This is a genomic window from Pseudarthrobacter sp. BRE9 (assembly GCF_031844305.1).
GTDB lineage: Bacteria > Actinomycetota > Actinomycetes > Actinomycetales > Micrococcaceae > Arthrobacter.
Genome location: NZ_JAUZUY010000001.1, coordinates 182,997 through 205,366, shown reverse-complemented (window position 1 = coordinate 205,366; position 22,370 = coordinate 182,997). Strand labels below are relative to the sequence as shown.

General features: G+C 66.3%; 22 protein-coding genes. 11 read left to right on the top strand and 11 right to left on the bottom strand.

Features of this window, described 5'->3' with window-relative positions:
• Positions 1-43: 43 nt before the first annotated feature.
• Genes Q9R31_RS00930 through Q9R31_RS00920 form a run of 3 tightly spaced genes read right to left on the bottom strand, consistent with a single transcriptional unit; the run spans position 44 to position 3,086 of the window.
• On the bottom strand, positions 44-1,159 hold the full coding sequence (locus Q9R31_RS00930) for a ribosome small subunit-dependent GTPase A (protein ID WP_311260898.1): 1,116 nt from the start codon (positions 1,157-1,159) through the stop codon (positions 44-46).
• Positions 1,143-2,531, bottom strand: coding sequence for a 3-phosphoshikimate 1-carboxyvinyltransferase (gene aroA, locus Q9R31_RS00925; RefSeq protein WP_311260897.1), 1,389 nt, complete (start codon positions 2,529-2,531; stop codon positions 1,143-1,145). Before aroA ends, Q9R31_RS00930 begins: the two co-directional genes overlap by 17 nt.
• A 6-nt stretch (positions 2,532-2,537) precedes the next feature.
• Positions 2,538-3,086, bottom strand: coding sequence for a DoxX family protein (locus tag Q9R31_RS00920; RefSeq protein ID WP_311260896.1), 549 nt, complete (start codon positions 3,084-3,086; stop codon positions 2,538-2,540).
• Between the two features lie 155 nt (positions 3,087-3,241).
• Here Q9R31_RS00920 and Q9R31_RS00915 point away from each other — a divergent pair, with 155 nt between their 5' ends.
• Both Q9R31_RS00915 and rsrA read left to right on the top strand, forming a co-directional pair.
• Complete coding sequence (locus tag Q9R31_RS00915) at positions 3,242-4,132, top strand: sigma-70 family RNA polymerase sigma factor (RefSeq protein ID WP_397428180.1); 891 nt, start codon at positions 3,242-3,244, stop codon at positions 4,130-4,132.
• Positions 4,129-4,389, top strand: a complete 261-nt coding sequence (gene rsrA, locus Q9R31_RS00910) for a mycothiol system anti-sigma-R factor (protein WP_142031662.1) — start codon at positions 4,129-4,131, stop codon at positions 4,387-4,389. Before Q9R31_RS00915 ends, rsrA begins: the two co-directional genes overlap by 4 nt.
• Before the next feature lie 118 nt (positions 4,390-4,507).
• On the opposite strand, the gene Q9R31_RS20110 is transcribed toward rsrA, so the two are convergent.
• The 5 genes from Q9R31_RS20110 to Q9R31_RS00890 form a co-directional block, all read right to left on the bottom strand.
• Positions 4,508-4,582: a 50S ribosomal protein bL37 gene (locus Q9R31_RS20110; RefSeq protein ID WP_369299106.1), complete on the bottom strand. Its 75-nt coding sequence runs from the start codon at positions 4,580-4,582 to the stop codon at positions 4,508-4,510.
• A gap of 119 nt (positions 4,583-4,701) precedes the next feature.
• Positions 4,702-5,163, bottom strand: a complete 462-nt coding sequence (locus Q9R31_RS00905) for a PadR family transcriptional regulator (protein ID WP_311260894.1) — start codon at positions 5,161-5,163, stop codon at positions 4,702-4,704.
• Complete coding sequence (locus Q9R31_RS00900; RefSeq protein WP_311260893.1) at positions 5,163-5,996, bottom strand: DUF4097 family beta strand repeat-containing protein; 834 nt, start codon at positions 5,994-5,996, stop codon at positions 5,163-5,165. The genes Q9R31_RS00905 and Q9R31_RS00900 overlap by 1 nt, the downstream gene beginning before the upstream one ends.
• A gap of 85 nt (positions 5,997-6,081) precedes the next feature.
• Positions 6,082-6,681, bottom strand: coding sequence for a GDSL-type esterase/lipase family protein (locus tag Q9R31_RS00895; RefSeq protein ID WP_311260892.1), 600 nt, complete (start codon positions 6,679-6,681; stop codon positions 6,082-6,084).
• A 155-nt stretch (positions 6,682-6,836) separates the two neighbouring features.
• Positions 6,837-10,655, bottom strand: coding sequence for a multifunctional oxoglutarate decarboxylase/oxoglutarate dehydrogenase thiamine pyrophosphate-binding subunit/dihydrolipoyllysine-residue succinyltransferase subunit (locus tag Q9R31_RS00890; RefSeq protein ID WP_311260891.1), 3,819 nt, complete (start codon positions 10,653-10,655; stop codon positions 6,837-6,839).
• Between the two features lie 595 nt (positions 10,656-11,250).
• On the opposite strand from Q9R31_RS00890, the gene Q9R31_RS00885 reads away from it, so the two are divergent.
• From Q9R31_RS00885 to Q9R31_RS00865, 5 genes are all read left to right on the top strand, one after another.
• On the top strand, positions 11,251-12,585 hold the full coding sequence (locus Q9R31_RS00885) for a hemolysin family protein (RefSeq protein WP_311260890.1): 1,335 nt from the start codon (positions 11,251-11,253) through the stop codon (positions 12,583-12,585).
• Positions 12,582-13,652: a hemolysin family protein gene (locus tag Q9R31_RS00880; RefSeq protein WP_311260889.1), complete on the top strand. Its 1,071-nt coding sequence runs from the start codon at positions 12,582-12,584 to the stop codon at positions 13,650-13,652. Before Q9R31_RS00885 ends, Q9R31_RS00880 begins: the two co-directional genes overlap by 4 nt.
• A 77-nt stretch (positions 13,653-13,729) precedes the next feature.
• The gene (locus Q9R31_RS00875; protein WP_311260888.1) at positions 13,730-14,707 is read left to right on the top strand and encodes a metal ABC transporter solute-binding protein, Zn/Mn family; all 978 of its coding nucleotides are present in this window, start codon (positions 13,730-13,732) and stop codon (positions 14,705-14,707) included.
• Entirely contained in the window at positions 14,704-15,519 is an 816-nt protein-coding gene (locus tag Q9R31_RS00870) for a metal ABC transporter ATP-binding protein (RefSeq protein WP_311260887.1), read from the top strand. The genes Q9R31_RS00875 and Q9R31_RS00870 overlap by 4 nt, the downstream gene beginning before the upstream one ends.
• A complete protein-coding gene (locus Q9R31_RS00865) occupies positions 15,519-16,403 on the top strand; it encodes a metal ABC transporter permease (protein WP_311260886.1) in 885 nt (294 codons plus the stop codon). Before Q9R31_RS00870 ends, Q9R31_RS00865 begins: the two co-directional genes overlap by 1 nt.
• Here the strand turns inward: Q9R31_RS00865 and Q9R31_RS00860 are convergent.
• Complete coding sequence (locus Q9R31_RS00860; RefSeq protein ID WP_311260885.1) at positions 16,381-16,842, bottom strand: Fur family transcriptional regulator; 462 nt, start codon at positions 16,840-16,842, stop codon at positions 16,381-16,383. The genes Q9R31_RS00865 and Q9R31_RS00860 overlap by 23 nt on opposite strands.
• Before the next feature lie 130 nt (positions 16,843-16,972).
• Here Q9R31_RS00860 and Q9R31_RS00855 point away from each other — a divergent pair, with 130 nt between their 5' ends.
• On the top strand, positions 16,973-17,629 hold the full coding sequence (locus tag Q9R31_RS00855; protein ID WP_311260884.1) for an MBL fold metallo-hydrolase: 657 nt from the start codon (positions 16,973-16,975) through the stop codon (positions 17,627-17,629).
• On the opposite strand, the gene Q9R31_RS00850 is transcribed toward Q9R31_RS00855, so the two are convergent.
• Positions 17,626-18,735 carry a PLP-dependent cysteine synthase family protein gene (locus Q9R31_RS00850; RefSeq protein WP_311260883.1) on the bottom strand — a complete coding sequence of 370 codons (1,110 nt, stop codon included), beginning with the start codon at positions 18,733-18,735 and terminating at the stop codon, positions 17,626-17,628. The genes Q9R31_RS00855 and Q9R31_RS00850 overlap by 4 nt on opposite strands.
• A gap of 108 nt (positions 18,736-18,843) precedes the next feature.
• On the opposite strand from Q9R31_RS00850, the gene Q9R31_RS00845 reads away from it, so the two are divergent.
• Genes Q9R31_RS00845 through Q9R31_RS00835 form a run of 3 tightly spaced genes read left to right on the top strand, consistent with a single transcriptional unit; the run spans position 18,844 to position 21,349 of the window.
• Entirely contained in the window at positions 18,844-19,758 is a 915-nt protein-coding gene (locus Q9R31_RS00845; protein WP_311260882.1) for a sulfurtransferase, read from the top strand.
• Entirely contained in the window at positions 19,755-20,924 is a 1,170-nt protein-coding gene (locus Q9R31_RS00840) for an NAD(P)-dependent alcohol dehydrogenase (protein ID WP_311260880.1), read from the top strand. The genes Q9R31_RS00845 and Q9R31_RS00840 overlap by 4 nt, the downstream gene beginning before the upstream one ends.
• On the top strand, positions 20,921-21,349 hold the full coding sequence (locus Q9R31_RS00835) for an HIT family protein (protein ID WP_311260879.1): 429 nt from the start codon (positions 20,921-20,923) through the stop codon (positions 21,347-21,349). Before Q9R31_RS00840 ends, Q9R31_RS00835 begins: the two co-directional genes overlap by 4 nt.
• 18 nt (positions 21,350-21,367) lie before the next feature.
• Here the strand turns inward: Q9R31_RS00835 and Q9R31_RS00830 are convergent, their stop codons facing one another.
• A complete protein-coding gene (locus Q9R31_RS00830; RefSeq protein ID WP_311260878.1) occupies positions 21,368-22,351 on the bottom strand; it encodes a beta-ketoacyl-ACP synthase III in 984 nt (327 codons plus the stop codon).
• Positions 22,352-22,370 lie beyond the last annotated feature (19 nt).

The following is a 22,370-nucleotide window of genomic DNA, read 5'->3' as shown; positions in this document are numbered from 1 at the left end:
GTTCCAAACTACCGTCTGCGGACGGTTCTGCCGGGAGAACGCGTCAGTTGACGCTGCCGAGCTCCTTGGTTTCCTGCGCTTCCATCCTCGGATCCGCGCCCAGGAGCCGCCGCAGGGACGACAGCCGGGCCGGGCCGGTGGGGCCTGCATGTCCGCCCGCCACCCAGTCGTCAAGGCCGCAATTGACCGCGGTCGCAGTGTGCTTGCAGCCCCGTTCGCAGTTCTCGATGCCGGGGGAGAGGTCAGGGAAGGAGCGCAGGATCCGGTCCGGATCCACGTGCGCCAGGCCAAAGGAACGGATACCTGGCGTATCGATGATCCAGCTGCCCGGCGGGGCGTCCGCCAGCCGCAAGGCAAGGGCAGAGGACGACGTGTGGCGGCCGCGGCCGGTCACGGCATTCACTCCGCCGGTGGCCCGTTCCGCGCCGGTCAGCGCGTTCACCATGGTGGACTTTCCGACGCCGGAGTGCCCGAGCATCACGGTGACCTTGCCGTCAAGGTGGTCCCGGAGGGCAGCCACTGCCGCCCTGTCCAGCCGCGCGGACAGGCCGTCATCGGAGCGGGCGTCGATTCCCGATGCCTGCGAATCCGCGGTCCGGCTGATGATCACCGGGAAGTCCAGGTGCGTGTAGTTGGACAGCAGTTCCGCGGGGTCTTTGACGTCGGCTTTGGTGACCAGCAGGATGGGCTCGATCCCGGCGTCGTAGGCGGCCACGAGCGCGCGATCGATGAACCCAGTCCGGGGTTCTGGATTGGCGGCCGCCACGACGATCACCAGCTGGTCGGCATTCGCCACCACCGCGCGCTCAATGGGGTCGGTATCGTCCGCGCTGCGGCGCAGGAGGGTGCGGCGGTCCTGGATCTTCACCAGCCGGGCCAGAGTGTCCGGTGCGCCGGATACGTCCCCCACCAGTGAGACGAAATCGCCGGCAACCACGGGCGAGCGTCGAAGTTCGCGGGCACGCGCCGCGATGACAACGCGCTCGTTGTCCGAGTCCTCGTCCACCACGGCGGTGTACCGGCCGCGGTCCACGGTGATGATCCGTCCGGTCACGGCGTCGTCGTGGCTGGGGCGGTCCTTGGTGCGCGGCCGGGAGCCCTTCTTGCTGGGACGGATCCGAACGTCCGATTCGTCCCAGGAATCAGTGCTTCGCGCCACTGCCGCGCCCTTCCGGTCCAACTGCGGACCCGGTTCCCTGGGCCAGCATGCCGGCCCACAGCTGGGGGAAATCCGGCATGGTCTTGGCGGTGGTCGCGATATCCTCCACCTGGACGCCCTCGACGGCGAGGCCCAGGATTGCGCCGGCCGTGGCCATGCGGTGGTCCGCGTAGCTGTGGACGACGCCGGCGTGCAGCGGGGCGGGCCGGATCACCAGGCCGTCGCTGGTTTCCTCGGCGTCGCCGCCGAGCCGGTTGATCTCCGCCACCAGGGCTGCGAGCCTGTCCGTCTCGTGTCCCCTCAGGTGGGCGATTCCGCTGAGCTGCGAAGGTCCCGATGCCAGGGCACACAGGGCTGCGACCGTTGGAGCCAGTTCGCTGGTGTCTGCGAAGTCGCCACCCTTGATCTCCGGGCCGCCGGTGACGGTCAGGACGCCGTCGGCCAAGGTGACAGTGGCGCCCATGCTGGCCAGGATTCCGCGCCACAGGTCCCCCACCTGCTGGGTTGCAGCCGGCCAGTTGGGAATCCGCACCGTGCCCCGCGAGGCCAGCGCCGCCGCCAGGAATGGCCCGGCGTTGGAAAGGTCCTGTTCGATCCGCTGGTCGAAGGCGCGGATGGGTCCCGGCGCCACCACCCAATGGTTGGGGACGGAGTCGTCCACTGATACGCCGGCACCGCGCAGGACGGCCACCGTCATGTTGATGTGGTCCAGGCTGGGTACCGGCTTGCCTACGTGTTCCAGGTGCAGGCCCTCGTCGAACCTTGCCCCCACCAGGAGGAGGGCGGAAACGAACTGTGAGGAGGCGCTCGCGTCGATCACCAGGTGGCCGCCGCGGACTGCGCCGCTGCCTTCCACCACGAAGGGGAGCGACGACGGCGCGCTGCCGTCTTCAGCGGAAACGGCCACGCCCAGGGCCTTGAGAGCCTCGATGATGGTTCCCATGGGGCGCTTCCGGGCGTGGGGGTCGCCGTCGAACACGCTGGCTCCGTTGCGGAGCGCCGCCAGCGGCGGGACAAACCGCATGACAGTGCCGGCAAGTCCGCAGTCGATCCTGGTCCGGGAAGCCGGTGCTGCCGCCGGCAGCGGAACCACCTCCAGGTCCGGCCCAAAGGCACCGTCCCCCGGCACTTCGGTGATGACGGCACCGAGCTGCCGGAGTGCGTCGACCATGAGCGCGGAGTCTCTGGAATGCAGGGGCGCCCGCAGTCGGGACGGGCCGTCCGCGAGCGCTGCCAGGACCAGGTACCTGTTGGTCAGGGATTTCGATCCGGGCACCGTCACGGTGGCATCAACGGGCCGGGACGCAAAAGGAGCGGCCCAGTGCTGGACAGGTGTTCCGGAACCGTCCCGGGTGGCAGCTGCTGCGGTCATTCGTGGTTATGCTTTCGTGGCGTGTTCGACGGCGCGGCGTACAGCCTTGTCCGCCTTGTTCAGCTTCTTGGTGGTGGTCCTGCGGGCGTCCGCGGCCAGGTGCGTGGCGTTCCTGCGGGCATCGGCCGCCAGGTGCTCGGCACGCCAGGCCAGGCCGGGCTTGCCCGCGGTGTCCACCGAAGCGAGCAGCGCGCCGCCGCCCAGCGAGAGGTTCTTGAGCAGCTGGTTCCGGCGGTTTTCGCGCCCTTCCTTGCTGCTGATGTCCGCACTGCGCCACTCAACGAAGGTGTTGAGGAGCGAAATCACCGTCAACAGGCCTGCGGAGAGCCGGGAGAACTTGCCAAGCCCGAACAGGACGCCGGCCCCCACCTGGGTCCCGCCAATGACACGGGCGAGTGTCTTGTCATTCGCCTGGAAGGGAAGCGAGGCTGCGGCCTTGCGCAGCAGCGGTGAGAGCTGCTGTGCGGTGTCGTCGGCGTTCCTGAGCTTATCCAGTCCGGCAAGAACGAAACTGGAGGCGAGCATGGGCCGTGCGAGGGTGCGGACAAAGGACATGGATTTCCTCCTGGATGGACGAGCCGCGGCGAGCGGCGGAGTCGGTCCTAGTCTTGCACTTTTGGGGAATATTTGCCCGTGGGAGGCGGTTATCGCAAACGGGTCCGCGACACGGGCCTGACGATCATTCACCCGATACAGAGCGGAGTTGGGCCTTGGCGACGGCGTTGGACGGAACCAGAAGGGCGGGCCCGGTGGCAGTGGACAAGCTGGCCTCAGAACCGCCGGAGTACGGCACGCCCCGGGCAGGGAGCCTGACAGTAGACTTGAACGCAATGAACACCCTGGATCCGGCCGTTGCGGCCATGTATGAGGCTACCCCCGGCGAAGTGAACGGCAGGGCAGGCACCGCGGTGCCTGCCGGACAGGCAGGACCCGATCCGTTGACCGCTGAGGCGGACGCCGAGGACGGCACTTTGGACGTCTCCACGGAAACCGTGGAACAGCGCCGCCTTCGCTTTGAACGGGACGCCATGCAGTACGTCGACCAGCTGTATTCCGCTGCCATGCGCATGGCCCGGAATCCGTCCGACGCGGAGGACCTGGTCCAGGAGGCCTACACCAAGGCTTTTTCGGCCTTCCACCAGTACAAGCCTGGCACGAACCTGAAGGCCTGGTTGTACCGGATCCTGACCAACACGTACATCAACCTCTACCGCAAGAGGCAGCGTGAGCCGCTGCAGTCCAACTCGGACAGCATCGAGGACTGGCAGCTGGCACGGGCGGAGTCACACACCTCGAGCGGACTGCGGTCGGCCGAGGCTGAAGCCCTGGACCATCTTCCGGATTCGGACGTGAAGCGGGCGCTGCAGGATATCCCGGAGGAGTTCCGCTTGGCGGTCTATTTCGCCGACGTGGAGGGCTTCGCCTACAAGGAAATTTCAGACATCATGAATACGCCTATTGGCACTGTGATGTCCCGGCTCCACCGCGGCCGGCGAATGCTGCGGGACATGCTCGCGGAATACGCCGCCGAGCGGGGATTCAAAACGGCCGCGGATGCCACGGATGCGGCAGGAAGCAAAGCACAGGAGAACAGGAAATGAGCGACTGCCAGGGATTGGGCGATTGCGACGACACCCGGATGCAACGCATCTACGAATACCTTGACGGGGCACTGACCCGCGAGGACCTTACGGAAATCAAGAACCACCTTGACGACTGCCCAGAGTGCACGGAGCAGTACGACCTGGAGTGCGTCATCCGCAACATGGTCAAGCGCTCCTGCACGGAGTCCGCTCCGGACAACCTGAAGAACGCCATCCTGGACAGGATCCACGCCATCCGCCCCGTGGAGGCGTAAGCACCCGCCACCCCGTGCATGAAGCGTGTGTGCGGATCAGGGCCGCAGACAGCAAAGGACCCCGGAAGCCGATTGGCTTGCGGGGTCCTTCGCTTGAACCGTAGTTCCTGGCATTTGCCTAGGTGTTGGGGCGCTTCCCGTGGTTCGCGCCGCCACGCTTACGGTCACGACGCTTGCGTGCACGCTTGCTCATAGCTGGCCTCCTTAATGTTGGTACTCAAAAGAGCTGCCCTCAAGTCTCCCACATGATGTGGCAGCCCGCGAACCGGGAAGGGGCGGATGACCTGCGGCAGTACTGCAGGAGCCGACGTACTAGGACTGGAGGGTGCTGCGGATGGCCGCACGGGCATCGTCCAGGGTGGTCCTGACGGTTTCCAGGGTGACCGGGCTGATGGGCCGGCGCAAAGCCTGCCCCCGCAGGTCCGCGCAAAGATCGTCGCGGAATTTCTGCAGCATCACTTCCACGTCAAGCCGTTGCACGGAGGCCGCGATGTCTTTCTCGACCCCTGCCAGATCCTCCCGGCGCCGGTCCAGCTCGGCAAGGCCGGCGGCGGTGATGCGGTAGTTGGTGCGCCGCCCGGCGCGCTCCGTGGTGACCAGGCCGTTGTCCTCCAGCTTGCCCAGCCGGGGGTAGATGGTTCCCGCGCTGGGCGAATAGGTCCCGCCGAACCGGTCCTTCAGTGCCTTAATGAGCTCGTAGCCGTGTTTAGGCCCGCTTTCCAGCAGTGCCAGGAGGTAGAGGCGCAACGCACCATGTGCGAAGACGGGCGGCATCAGCTTTGCGCTTCCCCGTCGCCGTCAGCAGGTGCAGGAGCGTGGACGACGGAGGTCCTGCCGGACACCGAATTGGTCCGGACGAGCATCAGTTGCCCGTCGGGACCGGCGATGGTTTCCACTTTGCCGTTGGTCAGGAGGCACTGCCGGCCGTCAAGGACCACCGCTCCGCCGGCCGACTTGGCCACAATGTCAACGCCAACGTAATGCGGCAGCCTGATGGTGAGATCCCCGGACACCGAGTTGGAGCCGAAGTCACGGGTGAAGTCGAGCAGCTCGACGTTGAGGTGGCCGCTGACGGTGTTGGTGCGCACGTTGGTGAAGTGGCCGGAGGCGGTCACGCCGCCCGAGACACTCTTGGCGGTGAGTACTCCTCGGTGGTTCCTGACATCCACGCTGCCGCTGATGGTGTTGACCTGCAGCTCGCCGGCCGTACTGTCCGACGCCACGGAACCTGACACGGTGTTCAGCCGCACGTGGGCGGAGACGCCGGAAACCAGCCCGTCCCCGCTGACGGTGCCTGCCTCCACCTCCACGCCATGGGGAACGGCGATGGTGATGACAGCGGAATTGTCGCTGTTGTGGTTGACCGTCTCCATGAGGTTCTTGAACCAGCCCTGGGGACCGTGCAGCTGATGCCGCACTTCCAGCCTGCCGCTGTTCAGCGACACGGACACCGGATCGCCGTGCACCTCGGCGAGCTCCAGCCGGACCAGGGGTTGGTCATGGGCCACGATCCGGAACCTGCCCCGGACCATGCCCAGCTTCAGGGACGTCACGCCACCAATGTCCAGGATTTGCGGGTCTGTAACTGTCCAGGTTTGCGCGGCCATGGCCCCCTCCAGAGACGATATATCGCGTTGTTCCTACAACGTAACGCCGCGGAAAGGCAGGGTCAAGATATATCTCTAAGAGGGGTTACTGGGGGGCATCCAGCCGCAGCCACTGGAACCAGCCGCGGTGCAACACCAGCCATGCCATGAGGCCATACCCCGCCTGGCCGGGAGTTCCGCCGTTGGCGGCGAGGTCCTGGCGCCACTGTTCGTGGTTCAGCAACGGAGAGAACGTGTCGACGTAGAGGTGTTTGCGGCGGGTGGTGACATCGGCGAAGGCCGTGTTCAGTTCGTCGAGCCTGCGGTTCTGGGCCGGATCAAGGGTGGGCGGCGGCCCCACGACGAAAACCTCGATCCGGTTCTGCGAGGCCGAGTCCAGGATGTTGGCCAGGTTCAACCTGCTCCGGGCGGTGGAGAGGCCAAATTCGATGTCCCGCCCGGAGAGGCCGATGACGAGCCGGTTCTCCGCCTGGGCGCTGAAACGCCGGCCGGCTTCATCCAGCCACCGTGAGGCCAGTCCCTCCGTACCTTCCTGCGGACAGGGGAGGGAGTAGCTTTCCAGGAGCATGCCGTCCTGGGGAGTGCGGGCCAGGACGCGGCCCAGCCAGCCAAGCGCCCTGGGATCGCCCAGTCCGGCCAGCAGTTCGTCTCCTACAGCTGCGATCCGCAGCTTCCTGTCTTCCACGCGTTCCTCTTTACTTCGGTACGGGTTTGCTTCGGTACGGCCGCTGGATCGTCGCCGCCGCGGCTGCGGAGGTACGGGGCGGCGCTGTTCATCCATTAAACAGAACTGCCCGGCCGGAGTCTGGTATTTCGACTCCGGCCGGGCAGCCTTAATGCTTACTTCCGGGCAAATGCCTGCTTCAGGAGGACATCCTGTTCGGCAGCGTGCCGTTTCATGGAACCGGCGGCCGTGGAGGCGGATGCCGGCCGCGACACCAGGCGGACGCGCCGGTCAAGGATCTCCGGCAGGTTCAGGCCGATGAACGGCCAGGGGCCCTGGTTGGCAGGCTCGTCCTGGGCCCAGACCACTTCGGCGTTGGGGTACTTGGCGAGCTCAGCCGCGATCTCCTCGTGAGGCAGCGGGTAGAGCTGCTCCACGCGGATGATGGCAGTGGTCTTGTCACCGGTCTTCTGCCGGGTGGACAGCAGATCGTAGTACAGGCGGCCGGAGACCAGGAGCACGCGTTCGACGGCGGCCGCCGGCAGCTGCTCATGCTCAGCGATGACCGGACGGAAGGTGCCGTTGGTGAAGTCCTCGACGGACGACGCGGCAGCCTTCAGGCGGAGCAGCTGCTTGGGCGTGAAGATGATCAGCGGCTTGCGCGGGCGGCTGTACGCCTGGCGGCGGAGCAGGTGGAAGTGCGAGGCCGCCGTGGTCGGGTTGGCCACAATCATGTTGTCTTCTGCACACAGCTGCAGGAAGCGCTCGATCCTCGCCGAGGAGTGGTCCGGCCCCTGGCCTTCGTAGCCGTGCGGAAGCATCAGGACCAACGAGGAGCGCTGGCCCCACTTCTGCTCGGCGGAGGAGATGAATTCGTCGATGATGGTCTGCGCACCGTTGACGAAGTCACCGAACTGGGCTTCCCAGAGGACCAGGGCATCCGGGCGTTCCACGGAGTAGCCGTACTCGAAGCCCATGGCCGCGTATTCGGACAGCAGGGAGTCGTAGATCCACAGCTTGGCCTGGTCATCCGAGAGGTTGCCCAGGGGCAGCCATTCCTTGCCGTTGGCGCGGTCGTGGAAGACCGCGTGGCGCTGGACGAAGGTGCCGCGGCGTGAATCCTGGCCGGCCAGGCGTACGGGCACGCCTTCCATGATGAGGGAGCCGAAGGCGGCGATCTCGCCGAAGCCCCAGTCGATGCCGCCCTGGCGCGACATCTGCTCGCGCTTTTCCAGCAGCTGCTTCAGCTTGGGGTGGACCGTAAAGCCCTCGGGGATTTCGACGTGGGCCTTGCCGATCCGGGCCAGCGTCTCGGCGCTGATGGCCGTGGAGACCGGAGCGCTGACACTGGAATCGGACTGCTGGGCCATGGGCCGCTCGATGTCCGACACGGCAGCGGAATCCGCCGTCACGATCGGGATCGGGGAGGTCTGGGCGGCGTGGGTCTCGGCGAAGACCCGCTCCAGCCGTTCTTGGTAGTCGCGCAGCAGCTGCTCCGCTTCTTCCTCGGTGATGTCCCCGCGGCCGATCAGCGACTCGGTGTACAGCTTGCGGACGGAGCGCTTGGCCTCGATCAGGTTGTACATCAGCGGCTGGGTCATCGAGGGGTCGTCGCCCTCGTTGTGGCCCCGGCGCCGGTAGCACACCATGTCGATGACGACGTCCTTGTGGAAGCGCTGGCGGAATTCGTAGGCAAGCTGGCCGATGCGGACAACAGCCTCGGGGTCGTCGCCGTTCACGTGGAAGACCGGTGCCTGGATCATCTTGGCAACGTCCGTGGAGTACGTGGAGGAGCGCGACGACGACGGGGCGGTGGTGAAGCCGACCTGGTTGTTGACCACGATGTGGATGGTTCCACCGGTGCGGTATCCGCGCAGCTGGGACAGGTTGAGCGTTTCGGCCACCACGCCCTGGCCGGCGAAGGCAGCGTCGCCGTGGACCATGATGGGCAGGACGGGGAACGATTCGCCCTGGTCCAGGCGGTCCTGCTTGGCCCTGACAATGCCCTCGAGGACGGAGTCCACGGCTTCCAGGTGGGACGGGTTGGCGGCCAGGTAGACCTTGGTCTCCTTGCCGTTGTCCGAGGTGAACGTACCCTCGGTGCCCAGGTGGTACTTGACGTCACCCGAACCCTGCACGGAGCGCGGATCCTGTGTGCCCTCAAATTCCCGGAACACCTGGGCGTAGGTCTTGCCGGCAATGTTGGTCAGGACGTTGAGGCGGCCACGGTGGGCCATGCCGATGGCAACCTCGTCCAGGCCGTCGTCGGCTGCATCGGACATGATGGCGTCCAGCAGCGGGATCAGGGACTCGCCGCCTTCCAGCGAGAAGCGCTTCTGCCCGACGAACTTGGTCTGCAGGAAGGTTTCGAAGGCCTCGGCCGCGTTCAGCTTGGAGACGATGCGGAGCTGCTCTTCACGGCTTGGCTTGGAGTAGGGGTGTTCCAGCTGGTCCTGGAACCACTTGCGCTCGGCGGGCTCCTGGATGTGCATGTATTCGATGCCGGTGGTGCGGCAGTAGGCATCGCGCAGGACGCCAAGGATGTCGCGGAACTTCAGCATCGGCTTGCCGCCGAAGCCGCCCGTGGGCCATTCGCGGTCCAGGTCCCAGAGGGTCAGGCCGTAGGTGAGGACATCGAGGTCCGGGTGCTTGCGCTGTACGTACTCCAGCGGATCCGTATCCGCCATGAGGTGTCCGCGGACGCGGAAGGAGTGGATCAGCTGCTGGATCCGGGCCACCTTGTTGATTTCGTCGGCCGGATCGACCTGCAGGTCGGGGCTCCAGCGGACGGGCTCGTAGGGGATGCGCAGGGCTTCGAAGATCTCGTCGTAGAAGTTCTGTGCGCCCAGCAGGAGCTGGTGGACCAGCTTGAGGAACTCGCCGCTGCCGGCGCCCTGGATGACGCGGTGGTCGTACGTCGAGGTCAGGGTGAGGACCTTGCTGATGGCGTTCTGGGCGATGATCTTTTCGCTGGCGCCCTGGAACTCGGCAGGGTAGTCAAGGGCGCCGACGCCGATGATGGCTGCCTGGCCCTTGGAGAGGCGGGGCACCGAGTGCACGGTGCCGATGCCGCCGGGGTTGGTCAGGGACACGGTGGTGCCCTGGTGGTCCTCGGCAGTGAGCTTGCCGTTGCGGGCGCGCTTGATGAGGTCCTCGTACGTGTGCCAGAACTCGGCGAAGTTGAGGGTCTCGGCCTTCTTGATGTTCGGGACCATGAGCAGGCGGGTGCCGTCGGGCTTGGGCATGTCGATGGCGATGCCGAAGTTGACGTGTGCGGGCTGGACTGCGACAGGCTTGCCGTCCACCTCGTCGTAGTACACGTTCATCGACGGGAACTGGGAAAGCGCGCGGATCACGGCGTAGCCAATGAGGTGCGTGAAGGAAACCTTGCCGCCGCGGGCGCGGGCCAGGTTGGAGTTGATGACCACGCGGTTGTCGATGAGCAGCTTGGCCGGAATCGCACGGACGCTGGTGGCGGTGGGCACCTGAAGGCTGGTGACCATGTTGGTGGCGATAGCCTTGGCCGGTCCGCGGAGGATGGAGACGACGTCCTCCTCCGGCGCGGTGGGCGCCTTGACGTTCTTGGGCAGCTGCGCCGGAATGGGCTGCGAGCCGGTTCCTGCTTCAGTCTTGGTGCCGCCGTCGCGGGCTTCCGTGGCAGGGGCCTTCTTGACCGGTGCAGGGGCGGCTGCCGGAGCGGCGGGCGCCGGGGCGGCGGGTGCCGCCGGGGGAGTGGCAGGGGCTGCGGCCGGCGACGGTGCCGAAGCAGTGGGTGCCGGCTTCACCACGGGGAGCTCCCGCGTAGGAGGGTTGGCAGCGTGCGCGGAATTTCCGTTGTTGGAAGAACCGTTACCCGAGTCGAAAGATTCAAACAGCGGCCACCATTTGGCATCCACGGCGTTCTTGTCTTTTTGGTACTGCTCGTACAGTTCGTCAACGAGCCACTCGTTCCCGCCAAATTCCTCTGGTAGACGGTGGCTTGGCTGCTCTGGCACTTGAAATACGCCTCTTCCATGAGTTTGATTTCTCTTTGGCCCCCCGGTGCTTCAGCACTGCGATCGAACCAGTCTCTGCGTCCTCTGAACCCAGACCCTTTGCAAGTCTAGTGAGCATCTTGTGTTAACTGCCAATAAGGGTGACCCAAATCATGAAGTGACGTTCCCGGGGCTGAATATGAGGCCAAAAATGAGTCCCCGCCGGGGTCCAGATACGGGCGCCTCCCGGCCCGTCAGGCGTTGCGGGGACGTCCCGGAAGGGCTTTGCAGTCCCCCGAACAGGGCGGCTCCCAGACGCCCTGCCGCGCATCCGGCCAGGGGCCCGCTCCTGTAGACTGAAATTCTTATGGACAGTAAATCTAGGTGCCGGCCTGGGCGCTGTCAGCGGAGCTCCAAGAGAAGCGCCGCGCAGTCCGCCCCCAGAGCCGGCAAACCCCGACAACGCGCCCATCACCAGCCAACGGCCCAGCTTGCCGCAACCCGCACGGACCAGTCATCGGGATCCGCCGATCATCCTCCGCCGGGTCGAAACAGCCCTTCCCCCTTCAGGTTGACTGCGACTCCTGCAGTTCCGGTACTCCGGGCGGGATGCTGAATGGAGTGGCTCCTCCTGGCAGCAGGCTTGCTGCTGATCGCCGGCACCGGATTCTTTGTGGCCGTCGAGTTCTCCCTCATCGCCCTGGACCAGGCCACCGTCCAGCGGGCAATTAACGACGGCGACAGTGGCGCCACGCCGTTGCTGACCTGCCTCAAATCGCTGTCGACCCAGTTGTCCAGTTGCCAGCTCGGCATCACCTTGACCACTCTGCTCACCGGCTATGTCATGGAACCCTCGGTGGGCCACCTGCTCGAGGCGCCGCTGGCCGCCGTCGGACTTCCGGCCGTGGCAGTGCAGTCCATCTCGCTCATCCTCGCGATGGTGCTGGCAACGCTGCTGTCCATGCTCCTGGGCGAACTGGTGCCCAAAAACATGGCGATCGCCCTGGCGTTTCCCGTGGGCCGGGCGCTGGCCGGGCCGCAACTGGTTTTCACGGCAATCTTCAAGCCGGCCATCCTTGTCCTCAACGGCTTCTCCAACAAGGTCCTGAACGTCTTCGGGCTGGAAGCCAAGGAGGAAATTTCCGGAGCACGGACCCCTGCCGAGCTTGCCTCGCTGGTCCGCAGGTCTGCAGCGATGGGAACGCTCGACGCCGGGACCGCCAACTTCATCGCCCGCACCCTGAATTTCTCGACCCGCACGGCCGCGGACGTCATGACGCCGCGCATCCGGCTGGAGACGATCGACGCCGACCAGCCGGTCTCCGATGTGGTGGACGCAGCACGCAGGACCGGCTACTCCCGGTTCCCCGTCATTGGCGATTCCGCCGATGACATCAGGGGCCTGGTACACGTCAAGAAGGCCGTCGCCGTTCCATGGGAGCGGCGCCGCAACCTCGAAGCGGGCGCCATCATGACCGAGGTGCTGCGGGTGCCTGAGACTATCCACCTTGATGCACTGCTGGCCGAGCTGCGGGAGGGAAACCTCCAGCTGGCCGTGGTGCTTGATGAATACGGCGGTACGGCAGGCATCGCCACCCTGGAGGACCTGGTGGAGGAAATTGTGGGCGAGGTGGCGGACGAGCATGACAAGGTCCGTCCCGGGCTCCTGCAAAGCGCCTCCGGCGACTGGTACTTCCCAGGGCTCCTCCGTCCCGATGAATTGTCCGAACAGATTCCGGGGCTGAGCGTTCCCGACGAAGCGGCCTACGAGACCGTGGGCGGCTACGTCATGAGCGAGCTGGGCAGGATCGCCGTGGTGGGGGACACGGTCGAGGTGGGCGGCGGAACGCTAAGCGTGACCAGGATGGACGGGCGCCGGATCGACCGAATCTGCTTCCACCCCACGGATGAACCGGCCGCACCGGACGCCAATGACAGGAGCAAGCCATGAGCGACTGGGCCGGAATATCCTGGCTGGGCTTCCTCCTGCTGGGCAACGCTTTCTTCGTGGCGGCTGAGTTCGCCATTATGTCCGCGCGCCGCAGCCAGATCGAGCCGTTGGCCGATGCCGGATCCAAGCGCGCCCAGACCACTTTGCGCGCCATGGAGAACGTGTCGCTGATGCTGGCCTGCGCGCAGCTGGGCATCACCGTGTGTTCGCTGCTGATCCTGCTGGTGGCCGAGCCGGCAATCCACCACCTTCTTGCTGTCCCCATCGAAACGGTGGGCCTGCCGGCGGAAGCCGCTGACGTTGCGGCCTTCGCCGTGGCCCTGATGCTGGTGACCTTCCTGCACGTTACCTTCGGCGAGATGGTGCCCAAGAACATTTCCGTGTCCGTGGCGGACAAGGCCGCACTGTTCCTGGCCCCGCCCCTGCTGTTCATCTCGCGGCTGGTCCACCCGGTGATCTCAATCCTCAACTGGTCGGCCAACCACATCCTCAAACTGATGCGGATCGAGCCCAAGGACGAGGTGACGTCCTCCTTCACTCTGGAGGAGGTCCAGTCGATCGTCCAGGAATCCACCCGCCACGGGCTGGTGGACGACGACGCCGGCCTCATCACCGGTGCGCTCGAGTTCTCGGAGCACACGGCTGAGGACATCATGGTCCCGCTCGAAAGCCTGGTCATGCTGGGGGCCTCAACCACCCCGGTGGAGTTCGAAAAGGCCGTCAGCCGCACGGGGTTCTCCCGGTTTCCCATGCTGGATGACGAGGACATGCTCTACGGATACCTCCATGTCAAGGATGTGCTGTCCATTCCGGAGTCTGCCTACGAACTTCCGATTGCCGAGAGCCGCATCCGGTCGCTGGCAAACCTGGCGCTGGAGGACGAGATCGAAAAGGCAATGTCCGTCATGCAGCGGACGGGGTCCCACCTTGCGCGCGTGATAGGCCCCGACGGTAAAACGCGGGGTGTGCTCTTCCTTGAGGACGTCATTGAACAGCTCGTCGGCGAAATCCGGGACGCGACGCAGGCCACGGGCATCCGGCGCCTGGGCCAACCGAATGGAAGTTGAGCTAAATAGGAATCATTCGCATTTAGGTATAGGCTTGCACAGTCGTCCTCCCCGATCTGTGTGAACTGAGGTTTTCCGTGCGCCGTACCGCCGCTGCCAGCTCTTTCCTTGCCGCCTTGACGGGACTTGGGCTTCTGCTGGGTGCTTGCAGCCCCCAGCAGTCCGGAGCGGCTGCCTCCGGGCAGGGGATCAACGTCGTGGCCTCAACAAATGTCTATGGCGACATCGCCAGGACCATTGGCGGAGACAAGGTCAACGTCACCGCGATCATCAACAGCGCCAGCCAGGATCCGCACTCCTACGAGGCAACCGCCCAGGACCGCCTGGCCGTTTCCAAGGCGAAGCTGGTCATCGAAAACGGCGGCGGCTACGACGATTTCCTCCATACCCTGGTGGAGAGCAGCAAGCTGGACGGCGGTTCGGTGCTGACCGCCGTCGAAATCTCCGGCCTTGCCCACCCGCAGGAGGAGGCGCCGGCAGCGACCGGGCCCGCGGCTGAGGGTTCGGACGCGCACGACCACGGCGACTTCAACGAGCATGTCTGGTACAGCCTCCCGGCCATGGAGCGGGTCGCCGACAGCGTTGCCGCGAAACTCGCCACCCTGGATCCCGGTTCCGCTGCCACCTTTACCGCCAACGCCGACGCGTTCAAGTCGTCCCTTTCAGGCCTGCACAGCAGGCTCGACGCCGGGAAAACCGCGGCGGCCGGAGGCCAGGTTGCCGTCACCGAACCCGTCCCGCTCTACCTGCTCGAGGACGCGGGCCTGAAAAACGCGACACCTGAGCCTTACACTGCCGCGATCGAGGAGGGCAGTGATGTGCCGCCCGCCGCGATGAAGGAAGCCACTGACCTGGTGGCGTCCAGGATGGTGCGGCTGCTGGCCTACAACGCGCAGACCGAAGGCCCGCAAACGGAAACACTGAAGAAGGCGGCCGAAGCTGCAGGGGTCCCGGTGGTGGACTTCACCGAAACCCTGCCTGAGGGCAAGACCTACCTGCAGTGGATGACGGACAATGTGAACAACGTCAGCAAAATTCTGGAGTCAAACAGGTGAAATCGGTCGTCAGCCTCGAAGGGGCGTGCCTCAGGTTCGGTCAGCGCACGCTCTGGGAGGACCTGGACCTGGAGATCAGGCCCGGTGAGTTCTTCGCCGTGCTGGGTCCCAACGGCAGTGGCAAAACCAGTTTCCTGAAAGTCCTCCTGGGCCTGCAAAAGCTGCACTCCGGACGGGCGTCCTTGGGTGGACGACCGGTGGAACGCGGCAGCAATCTGATCGGCTACATTCCCCAACAAAAGTCCTTTCCGCAGGACACGCCCATGCGTGCCCGCGACCTGGTGGGCCTGGGCGTGGATGGGCACCGGTGGGGCGTCCGGCTTTCCGCGGGCAAGACGAACCGCAGGGTGGACCAGCTACTGGAGTTGGTGGGCGCCTCCGACTACGCCAAAGTCCCGGTTGGCCAGCTCTCCGGCGGGGAACAGCAGCGGCTCCGGGTGGCGCAGGCGCTGGCGGCGGATCCGCAGGTCCTGCTCTGCGACGAGCCGCTGTTGTCCCTTGACTTGCACCACCAGCAGGCAGTCAGTGCCCTGATCAACAAGCAAAGCCGTGAACGCAAAAGCGCCGTGGTCTTCGTTACCCACGAAATCAACCCCATCATCGACTACGTCGACCGCGTCCTGTACCTGGCCGGGGGACGGTTCCGGGTGGGGACGCCGGAAGAGGTCATGACTACGGAAGTGCTTTCGGACCTTTACGGCACCCAGGTGGAGGTGATCCACGCCAACGGGCGGATTGTGGTCGTTGGTCTGCCCGATGCCACCACCCATCACCATGCCGCGGTTGACGCCCTGGCGGGGGAGGCCGCGTAATGGACGCCGACAGTATCCTGGGGGCCATCTTCAACTTCGACAACTACGGCGAACTGCTGGTGCTGGTCCAGAACTCCATCTGGGCGGGCGCCATCCTGGGGCTCCTTGGCGGCCTGGTCGGCACGTTCGTCATGAAGCGCGACCTTGCCTTCGCGGTCCATGGCATCTCCGAACTTTCCTTCGCGGGCGCCGCCTTCGCGCTGCTGGTCGGCGCGGACGTGGTCTTTGGCTCGCTCATCGGATCAGTGGCGGCAGCCCTGCTGCTGGGCCTGATGGGAGTCCGGGCAAGGGACAAGAACTCGACCATCGGGGTGATCATGCCGTTCGGACTGGGACTCGGAATCCTGTTCCTGTCCCTGTACCAGGGCCGCGCCGCGAACAAGTTCGGGCTCCTCACGGGGCAGATCGTTTCCGTGGACACCGTCCAGCTCCAGGCCCTCGCCGGGACAGCCCTCGTCGTGATGCTGGTGCTGCTGGCCATCTGGCGGCCGCTGAACTTCGCCAGCGTGGATCCCGAGCTCGCCGAGGCGCGGGGCGTCCCGGTCCGGACGCTGGGAATCGTGTTCATGGTGGTCCTGGGCGTCAGTGTTGCCTTGTCCATCCAGGTGGTTGGCGCCCTGCTGGTGCTTGCCCTGCTGATAACACCTGCGGCCGCGGCGCTGCGGGTCACGTCCACGCCAGTGGCGGCGGTGGTCCTGAGCGTCGTCTTCGCGGTGACTGCAACCGTGGGCGGAATCCTGCTGGCACTGGGCGGACGCATCCCCATCAGCCCCTACGTCACCACGTTGTCATTCCTGATCTACGTCGTGTGCCGCGCCATCAGCTCGGTGCGCGAAGCCCGCGGCATCAACGGGCGGATCCTTACAGCTTCCCGGCGGCCTTAAGGGCGGTGCAGTCCGGGCACAGGCCAAAAATCTCCACGGTGTGGTCCACCTCGGTGAAGCCATGCTCGGCTGCCGTGCGCACCGCCCACGTCTCGACGGCGGGTGCTTCCACTTCCACTGCCTTCCCGCAGTTCCTGCACAGCAGGTGATGGTGGTGCGCGGTCACGGCGCAGCGCCGGTACACCGCCTCGCCCTCACCATTGCGCAGCACATCGACGAGTCCCTCGTCCGCGAGCGACTGCAGGATCCGGTAGGCGGTGGCCAGTGACACGGACACGCCCTGGTTCTGCAGGATCCGGTAGAGCTCCTGCGTGCTGACGAAGTCGTCCAGGTGGTCCAGCGCCGCACTGACGGCCTTGCGCTGCTTGGTGACGCGCTGTTCCCTGCCGCCTCCTGCCGGGGATGGGGCGGCGGAATCAGCCTTGACGCCGATCGGCATGGACGAACTCGCTTCCGTGGGGGGGCAAACACCAAGATTACCAGCCGGAGCTTCATGGGCAGGGGTGCAGGACAGGGCCCGTTGCCAGGGTTTGTGGACAGGCTTCCGGGCCGGACTTTAGGCTGGCGCCATGAAGCTGACCAAATACACCCACGCCTGTGTCCGGCTCGAGAAGGAAGGCGGGGTCCTGGTCCTGGATCCCGGCACCTTCTCCGAATCAGCCGAGGCGCTGTCGGGGGCGCAGGCGGTCCTGGTGACCCACGAACACCCGGACCATCTTGACACCAAGGCTGTGGTGGCCGCCCTGGAAGGAGACAGGGAGCTGGTGCTGCATGCTCCCGGGGGAGTGGCCAGGCAACTGCGTGCGGAAGCTCCCGCCGCCGCAGACCGCATCCACACGGTGGAACCCGGCCAGTCCTTCCAGGCCGCCGGCTTCGACATCCGCAGCTTCGGCGGCCAGCATGCCCTGATCCACCCGCAGATCCCTGTGGTGGCAAACATCGGTTTTCTGGTGGACGGGAACGTGTACCACCCGGGGGACTCGTTCATCATCCCGGACGGAATCCCGGTCAAGACACTCCTGGTCCCGCTGCACGCGCCGTGGAGCAAGTCCGCCGAGGTTGTGGATTTCGTCATCGGGGTGCGGGCACCGCGGGCGTTCCAGATCCATGACGGGCTGCTCAACGGGAACGGCCTGGGCATCGTTGAAGGCCACGTCAAGCGGATCGGAGCGAAGTACGGCACCGAATACAGGCACCTGGCCGCCCGCGAGTCCGTGGAGGTCTAGGCGGGCGCGCCGGTCCACTCGCCGGTGTCCAGGAAGCGCGAAATGACCGCCTCGTAGGGCGCCGGATCCAACCCCTGGGAAGCCAGCCAGTCCTGGTTCCAGTAGTTGCCCGCATACCGTTCGCCGCCGTCGCACATCAACGACACGACGCTGCCCCGGCGGCCCTCTGACAGCATCTGCGCCACGGTCTGCCACACGCCCCACAAGTTGGTACCCGTGGATGGACCGGCGTGCAGGCCGGCGAAAGAGTCAAGGTGCCGCATGGCGGCGATCGAGGCGGCATCCGGCACCTGGACCATCCGGTCGATCACCGTGGGGATGAAGCTCGGCTCCATCCGGGCCCGGCCAATGCCTTCAATGCGCGAGGGGCCGGTGGGCCGTCCCGCTGATTCCCCCAGCCAGCCTGGATAGAACGCCGAGTTCTCCGGATCCACCACCAGCAACCGGGTGGGATGGTTGTGGTAGCGCAGGTACCGGCCGATCGTGGCACTGGTTCCACCCGTGCCGGCGCCCACCACGATCCACTCCGGGACCGGGTGCTGCTCCAGGTTGAGCTGGCCGAAGATCGATTCGGCGATGTTGTTGTTTCCGCGCCAGTCCGTGGCCCTCTCCGCGAACGTGAACTGGTCCATGTAATGCCCGTTGCAGGTGGCAGCTACTTCCTCGGCCGTCGCATAGACATCCGAGGCGTTCTCCACCAGCAGGCAGGAGCCGCCGAATTTTTCGATCAGCGCGATCTTTTCCGGGCTGGTCGTGCGCGCCATCACGGCAACAAAAGGAAGCCCCAGCAGTTGGGCGAAGTAAGCCTCCGAGACCGCGGTGCTGCCGCTCGAGGCCTCCACGATGGTGGTGTCCGCCCGGATCCAGCCGTTGACCAGCCCGAACAGGAACAGGGACCTCGCCAGCCGGTGCTTCAGGCTGCCGGAGCGGTGAGTGGATTCGTCCTTGAGGTACAGCTGGATGCCCCACTGTTCCGGCAGCGGCACGGAGTACAGGTGGGTGTCCGCGGAGCGGTTGTTTTCGGCCCTGATGGTACGGATGGCCTGGTCGGCCCAATCCCGGTCCGAGCCGTCGTACTTCCTGCCGGTGCTGCCCTCGATCGTCACCGGTCCAGCCTACCCGCGGCACCGGCAGCATCGCGTCTAGAGTGGGACCGTTGGCCGTCCCGGCATGATGTTCCGCATCCGCCGCCCCATCCCGCAGAAGGAGCACCGATGAAGCCCTTGATGGACGTTCCCGCCCTGGAAGCCAGGCTTGCCGCCGGGCACCGGACGGTACTGCTGGACGTGCGCTGGGTGCTGGGCGACCCCCACGGCCGCGACCACTATCTCGCCGGTCACCTGCCGGGCGCGGTGTTCGTGGACCTGGCCTCCGAGCTTTCGGATCCGGCGGTCCCTGACCGGGGACGGCACCCCCTGCCGTCCGCCGGACAGTTCCAGGAGTCGGCCCGGCGCTGGGGCATCAGGAAGGGCGATGTGGTGGTCGCCTACGATGACAGCGCGAACATGGCCGCGGCCCGGGTGTGGTGGATGCTCCGCGATGCCGGGCTGGACGAGGTTTACCTGCTCGACGGCGGCCTGGGCGCCTGGATTGCCGCAGGCCTGTCCGTCGAGGCGGGCCCCGTCCATCCCACGCCAGGTGACGTGGAGTTGGGCAGCGGGCGCATGCCGGTGCTCGACGCCGGTGCTGCCGCCGCCTGGCCGCGGCAGGGCCTGTTGCTGGACGCCAGGGCGGGGGAGAGGTACCGGGGTGAGGTTGAGCCTGTGGATCCCCGTGCCGGCCACATCCCGGGTGCGGTGAGTGCCCCCACCACAGGGAACGTGGACGAGGCCGGGCGGTTCCTGTCCCCGGCGGAGCTGCAGAGGAGGTTCAAATCGGTTGGCGTCACGGCCGGCCGGCCCGTGGCCGTCTACTGCGGGTCCGGCGTCACGGCGGCCCATGAGGTGGCTGCGCTGGAACTCGCCGGGTTCCCGGCCGCCCTGTACCCCGGCTCTTTTTCGGAGTGGTCCAACCGGCCGGGACTGCCGGTGGCCACTGGGCCGGAGCCTGGCGACCTTGGAACGGAGACCCTCAACGGCGGCAAGCCGGCTGGAAACCCCGCGGGCGGCAGGGGTAGCGTCGCACTATGACACCAGGACGCCCCGTGCCACCGCCGCTAGCCAGACCCATAGAACCGACCAAACCCATAGACCCGGCCGAACCCCTAACTCCTGACACACCCGTGCGCGCCGCGGCCTACGGTGCACTTTCCGGGGACAGCGGACTGGTGCCGCTGACCGTAGCCCGGCGTGCTCCCAAGCCGGACGATGTGGAGATTGCCATCGAGTTCTGCGGGCTCTGCCACTCGGACGTGCACGCAACCCGCGGAGAATGGGGCGGCCAGGCGTACCCCCTGGTTCCGGGCCACGAAATCGTGGGGACCGTCAGCAGGATCGGCTCCGATGTCACCGGCTTCGCCGTGGGCGACCGGGTGGGCGTGGGCTGCATGGTGGACTCCTGTCGCGAATGCGACAGCTGCCTTGACGGCCTGGAGCAGTACTGCGAAAACGGCATGACCGGCACCTACGGCGCAAAGGACCGGCGCAACGGCGGCGCCATCACCCAGGGCGGGTACTCCTCGTCCATCGTGGTGGACCGCCGCTACGTCCTCCGCGTCCCGGCGTCACTGGACCCGGCCGCCGTCGCGCCCCTGCTCTGCGCCGGCGTCACCACCTTCTCCCCGCTGCGGCATTTCGACGTCGGGGAAGGGGACGTGGTGGGCGTCGTCGGTCTTGGCGGGCTCGGCCATATGGCCGTCAAGCTTGCCAAGGCGATGGGGGCGAAGGTGGTGGTCTTCACCACGTCGGAATCCAAGGTGGCGGCCGCGCTGGAACTGGGCGCAGACGAGGTTGTCCTGTCCCGGGACGAAGCCGCGATGGCCGCCGCGGACCGCACCGTGGACCTCATCATCGATACCGTTGCCGCGCCGCACGACCTGAACCCTTTCTTCCGCACCCTGCGCGTGGACGGGGCATTGTTCCAGCTGGGACTGCCCTCCGAAGCCATGCCTCCGGTCAACCCGGGTGCCCTGATCCGTCGCCGGATCGCCTACGCAGGATCCTTGATTGGCGGTATCGCCGAAACCCAGGAGATGCTGGACTTCTGTGCTGAGCACGGCGTGGTGGCCGACATTGAGCTGGTCACCGCCGGCCGGCTGAATGAAGCTTACGACCGGATGGTCGCAGGAGACGTAAAGTACCGGTTCGTGCTGGATACCGGCACGCTGCACCCAGCCGCCGAGGAGGCAGACGCATGAGCACCCTGTTCACCAAGATCATCAAGGGCGAGATTCCCGGCCGGTTTGTGTGGCGCGAGGACGACGTTTCGGCGTTCCTCACCACCGGCCCGCTCGCCGACGGCCACACGCTGGTGGTTCCCACCGAAGAAGTGGACCGCTGGACGGACGCATCGCCGGAAACCCTTGCCAAAGTCATGGAAGTGGCACGGCGCATCGGAGCAGCCCAGGTGGATATTTTCGGGGCACGGCGGGCGGGCCTGATCGTGGCGGGCTACGAAGTCAACCACCTGCACGTCCATGTGTGGCCGTCGCAGAGCATGGCCGACTTCGACTTCGGATCGGCGGACCAGAACCCGGACCCCGCCGTCCTGGACGCCAACGCGGAGAAGCTGCGCGGCGGCCTCCGCGCCGCCGGGTACGGAGAGTTCGTACCCGGCGGCTAGGACAGGCTTGCAGGGACGTTAGCCCCTGCGCGGCGTCATCGCCACCATGCCTGCATAGGTGAAGCCGCCGCCGAAGCCGAAAAGCAGTGCGGGGACGTCCGCCGGGATCCGCCCGGAGTGCCACCATTTGCTCAATCCGAGCGGCACGCTGGCGGCGGACGTGTTCCCCGACTCGGTGACATCGGTGATGACAATCCGGTCCGACAGCCCCAGCGCCTCCGCGAGCGGTTCGATGATGCGGAGGTTGGCCTGGTGAGCAGCCAGGACCTGGATGTCGTCCAATGTCAGCCCGGCCTTCGCCACCGTCTCGCGGGCACGTTCCGGCGCCTTGGTCAGGGCCCACCGCAACACCTCCCGCCCGTTCTGCGAAAACCTGCCCGAGGGCGGCGAGATCCGGACAGCATCGGCCATGCCGCCCTCCGACCCCCACACCACGGGACCGATGCGCGGCGTCCCGGACGGGCGCACGACGGCGGCGCCGGCGCCGTCCGCGGTGAGTACCGCCGTCGCGCGGTCCGTCCAGTCGGTGACTGCCGAGAGGGTTTCGGCGCCGACGACGATCGCGTGGGTGGCGCTTCCGCTGCGAATGGCCTGGTCGGCTACGCCAAGGGCATACTCAAAACCCGAGCAGGCCGTGTTGACGTCCATGATTGCCGGCCCGCGCCCGTCCCGTCCCAGTTCCAGCGCCTCGGCCACCCGGCCCGCGGTGTTGGGGGAGCGTTCGGCGGCGGTGGTGGTGGCCACCACGACGAGGTCGATGTCCGCGGCTGCGACCCCCGAATCGGCCAGCGCCATCCGGCCCGCGGGGATGGCCAGGTCCACCACGGTCTCGCCCTCGCCGGCAATGCGCCGTGTGACAATGCCGGTGCGCTGCCGGATCCACTCGTCGCTCGTCTCCATCATGCCTTCGAGTTCATGGTTGTCCATGATGCGCGAGGGCTGGGCGTGGCCGAGGCCGGCAATTTCCGTTCCTGCCGGGCCTTGGGCAAGCGTGAGCTTCATTGGATTCCTCTCGTTGGTG

What these genes read in the sequence shown, in the direction of transcription:
- Q9R31_RS00905 (WP_311260894.1), bottom strand. Translation starts at nt 5,163, where the DNA reads ATGCCGCCCGTCTTCGCACATGGTGCGTTGCGCCTCTACCTCCTGGCA.
- Q9R31_RS00840 (WP_311260880.1), top strand. Translation starts at nt 19,755, where the DNA reads ATGACACCAGGACGCCCCGTGCCACCGCCGCTAGCCAGACCCATAGAA.
- Q9R31_RS00900 (WP_311260893.1), bottom strand. Translation starts at nt 5,996, where the DNA reads ATGGCCGCGCAAACCTGGACAGTTACAGACCCGCAAATCCTGGACATT.
- Q9R31_RS00920 (WP_311260896.1), bottom strand. Translation starts at nt 3,086, where the DNA reads ATGTCCTTTGTCCGCACCCTCGCACGGCCCATGCTCGCCTCCAGTTTC.
- Q9R31_RS00835 (WP_311260879.1), top strand. Translation starts at nt 20,921, where the DNA reads ATGAGCACCCTGTTCACCAAGATCATCAAGGGCGAGATTCCCGGCCGG.
- Q9R31_RS00845 (WP_311260882.1), top strand. Translation starts at nt 18,844, where the DNA reads ATGAAGCCCTTGATGGACGTTCCCGCCCTGGAAGCCAGGCTTGCCGCC.
- Q9R31_RS00855 (WP_311260884.1), top strand. Translation starts at nt 16,973, where the DNA reads ATGAAGCTGACCAAATACACCCACGCCTGTGTCCGGCTCGAGAAGGAA.
- Q9R31_RS00880 (WP_311260889.1), top strand. Translation starts at nt 12,582, where the DNA reads ATGAGCGACTGGGCCGGAATATCCTGGCTGGGCTTCCTCCTGCTGGGC.
- Q9R31_RS00860 (WP_311260885.1), bottom strand. Translation starts at nt 16,842, where the DNA reads ATGCCGATCGGCGTCAAGGCTGATTCCGCCGCCCCATCCCCGGCAGGA.
- Q9R31_RS00885 (WP_311260890.1), top strand. Translation starts at nt 11,251, where the DNA reads ATGGAGTGGCTCCTCCTGGCAGCAGGCTTGCTGCTGATCGCCGGCACC.
- rsrA (WP_142031662.1), top strand. Translation starts at nt 4,129, where the DNA reads ATGAGCGACTGCCAGGGATTGGGCGATTGCGACGACACCCGGATGCAA.
- aroA (WP_311260897.1), bottom strand. Translation starts at nt 2,531, where the DNA reads ATGACCGCAGCAGCTGCCACCCGGGACGGTTCCGGAACACCTGTCCAG.
- Q9R31_RS00830 (WP_311260878.1), bottom strand. Translation starts at nt 22,351, where the DNA reads ATGAAGCTCACGCTTGCCCAAGGCCCGGCAGGAACGGAAATTGCCGGC.
- Q9R31_RS00865 (WP_311260886.1), top strand. Translation starts at nt 15,519, where the DNA reads ATGGACGCCGACAGTATCCTGGGGGCCATCTTCAACTTCGACAACTAC.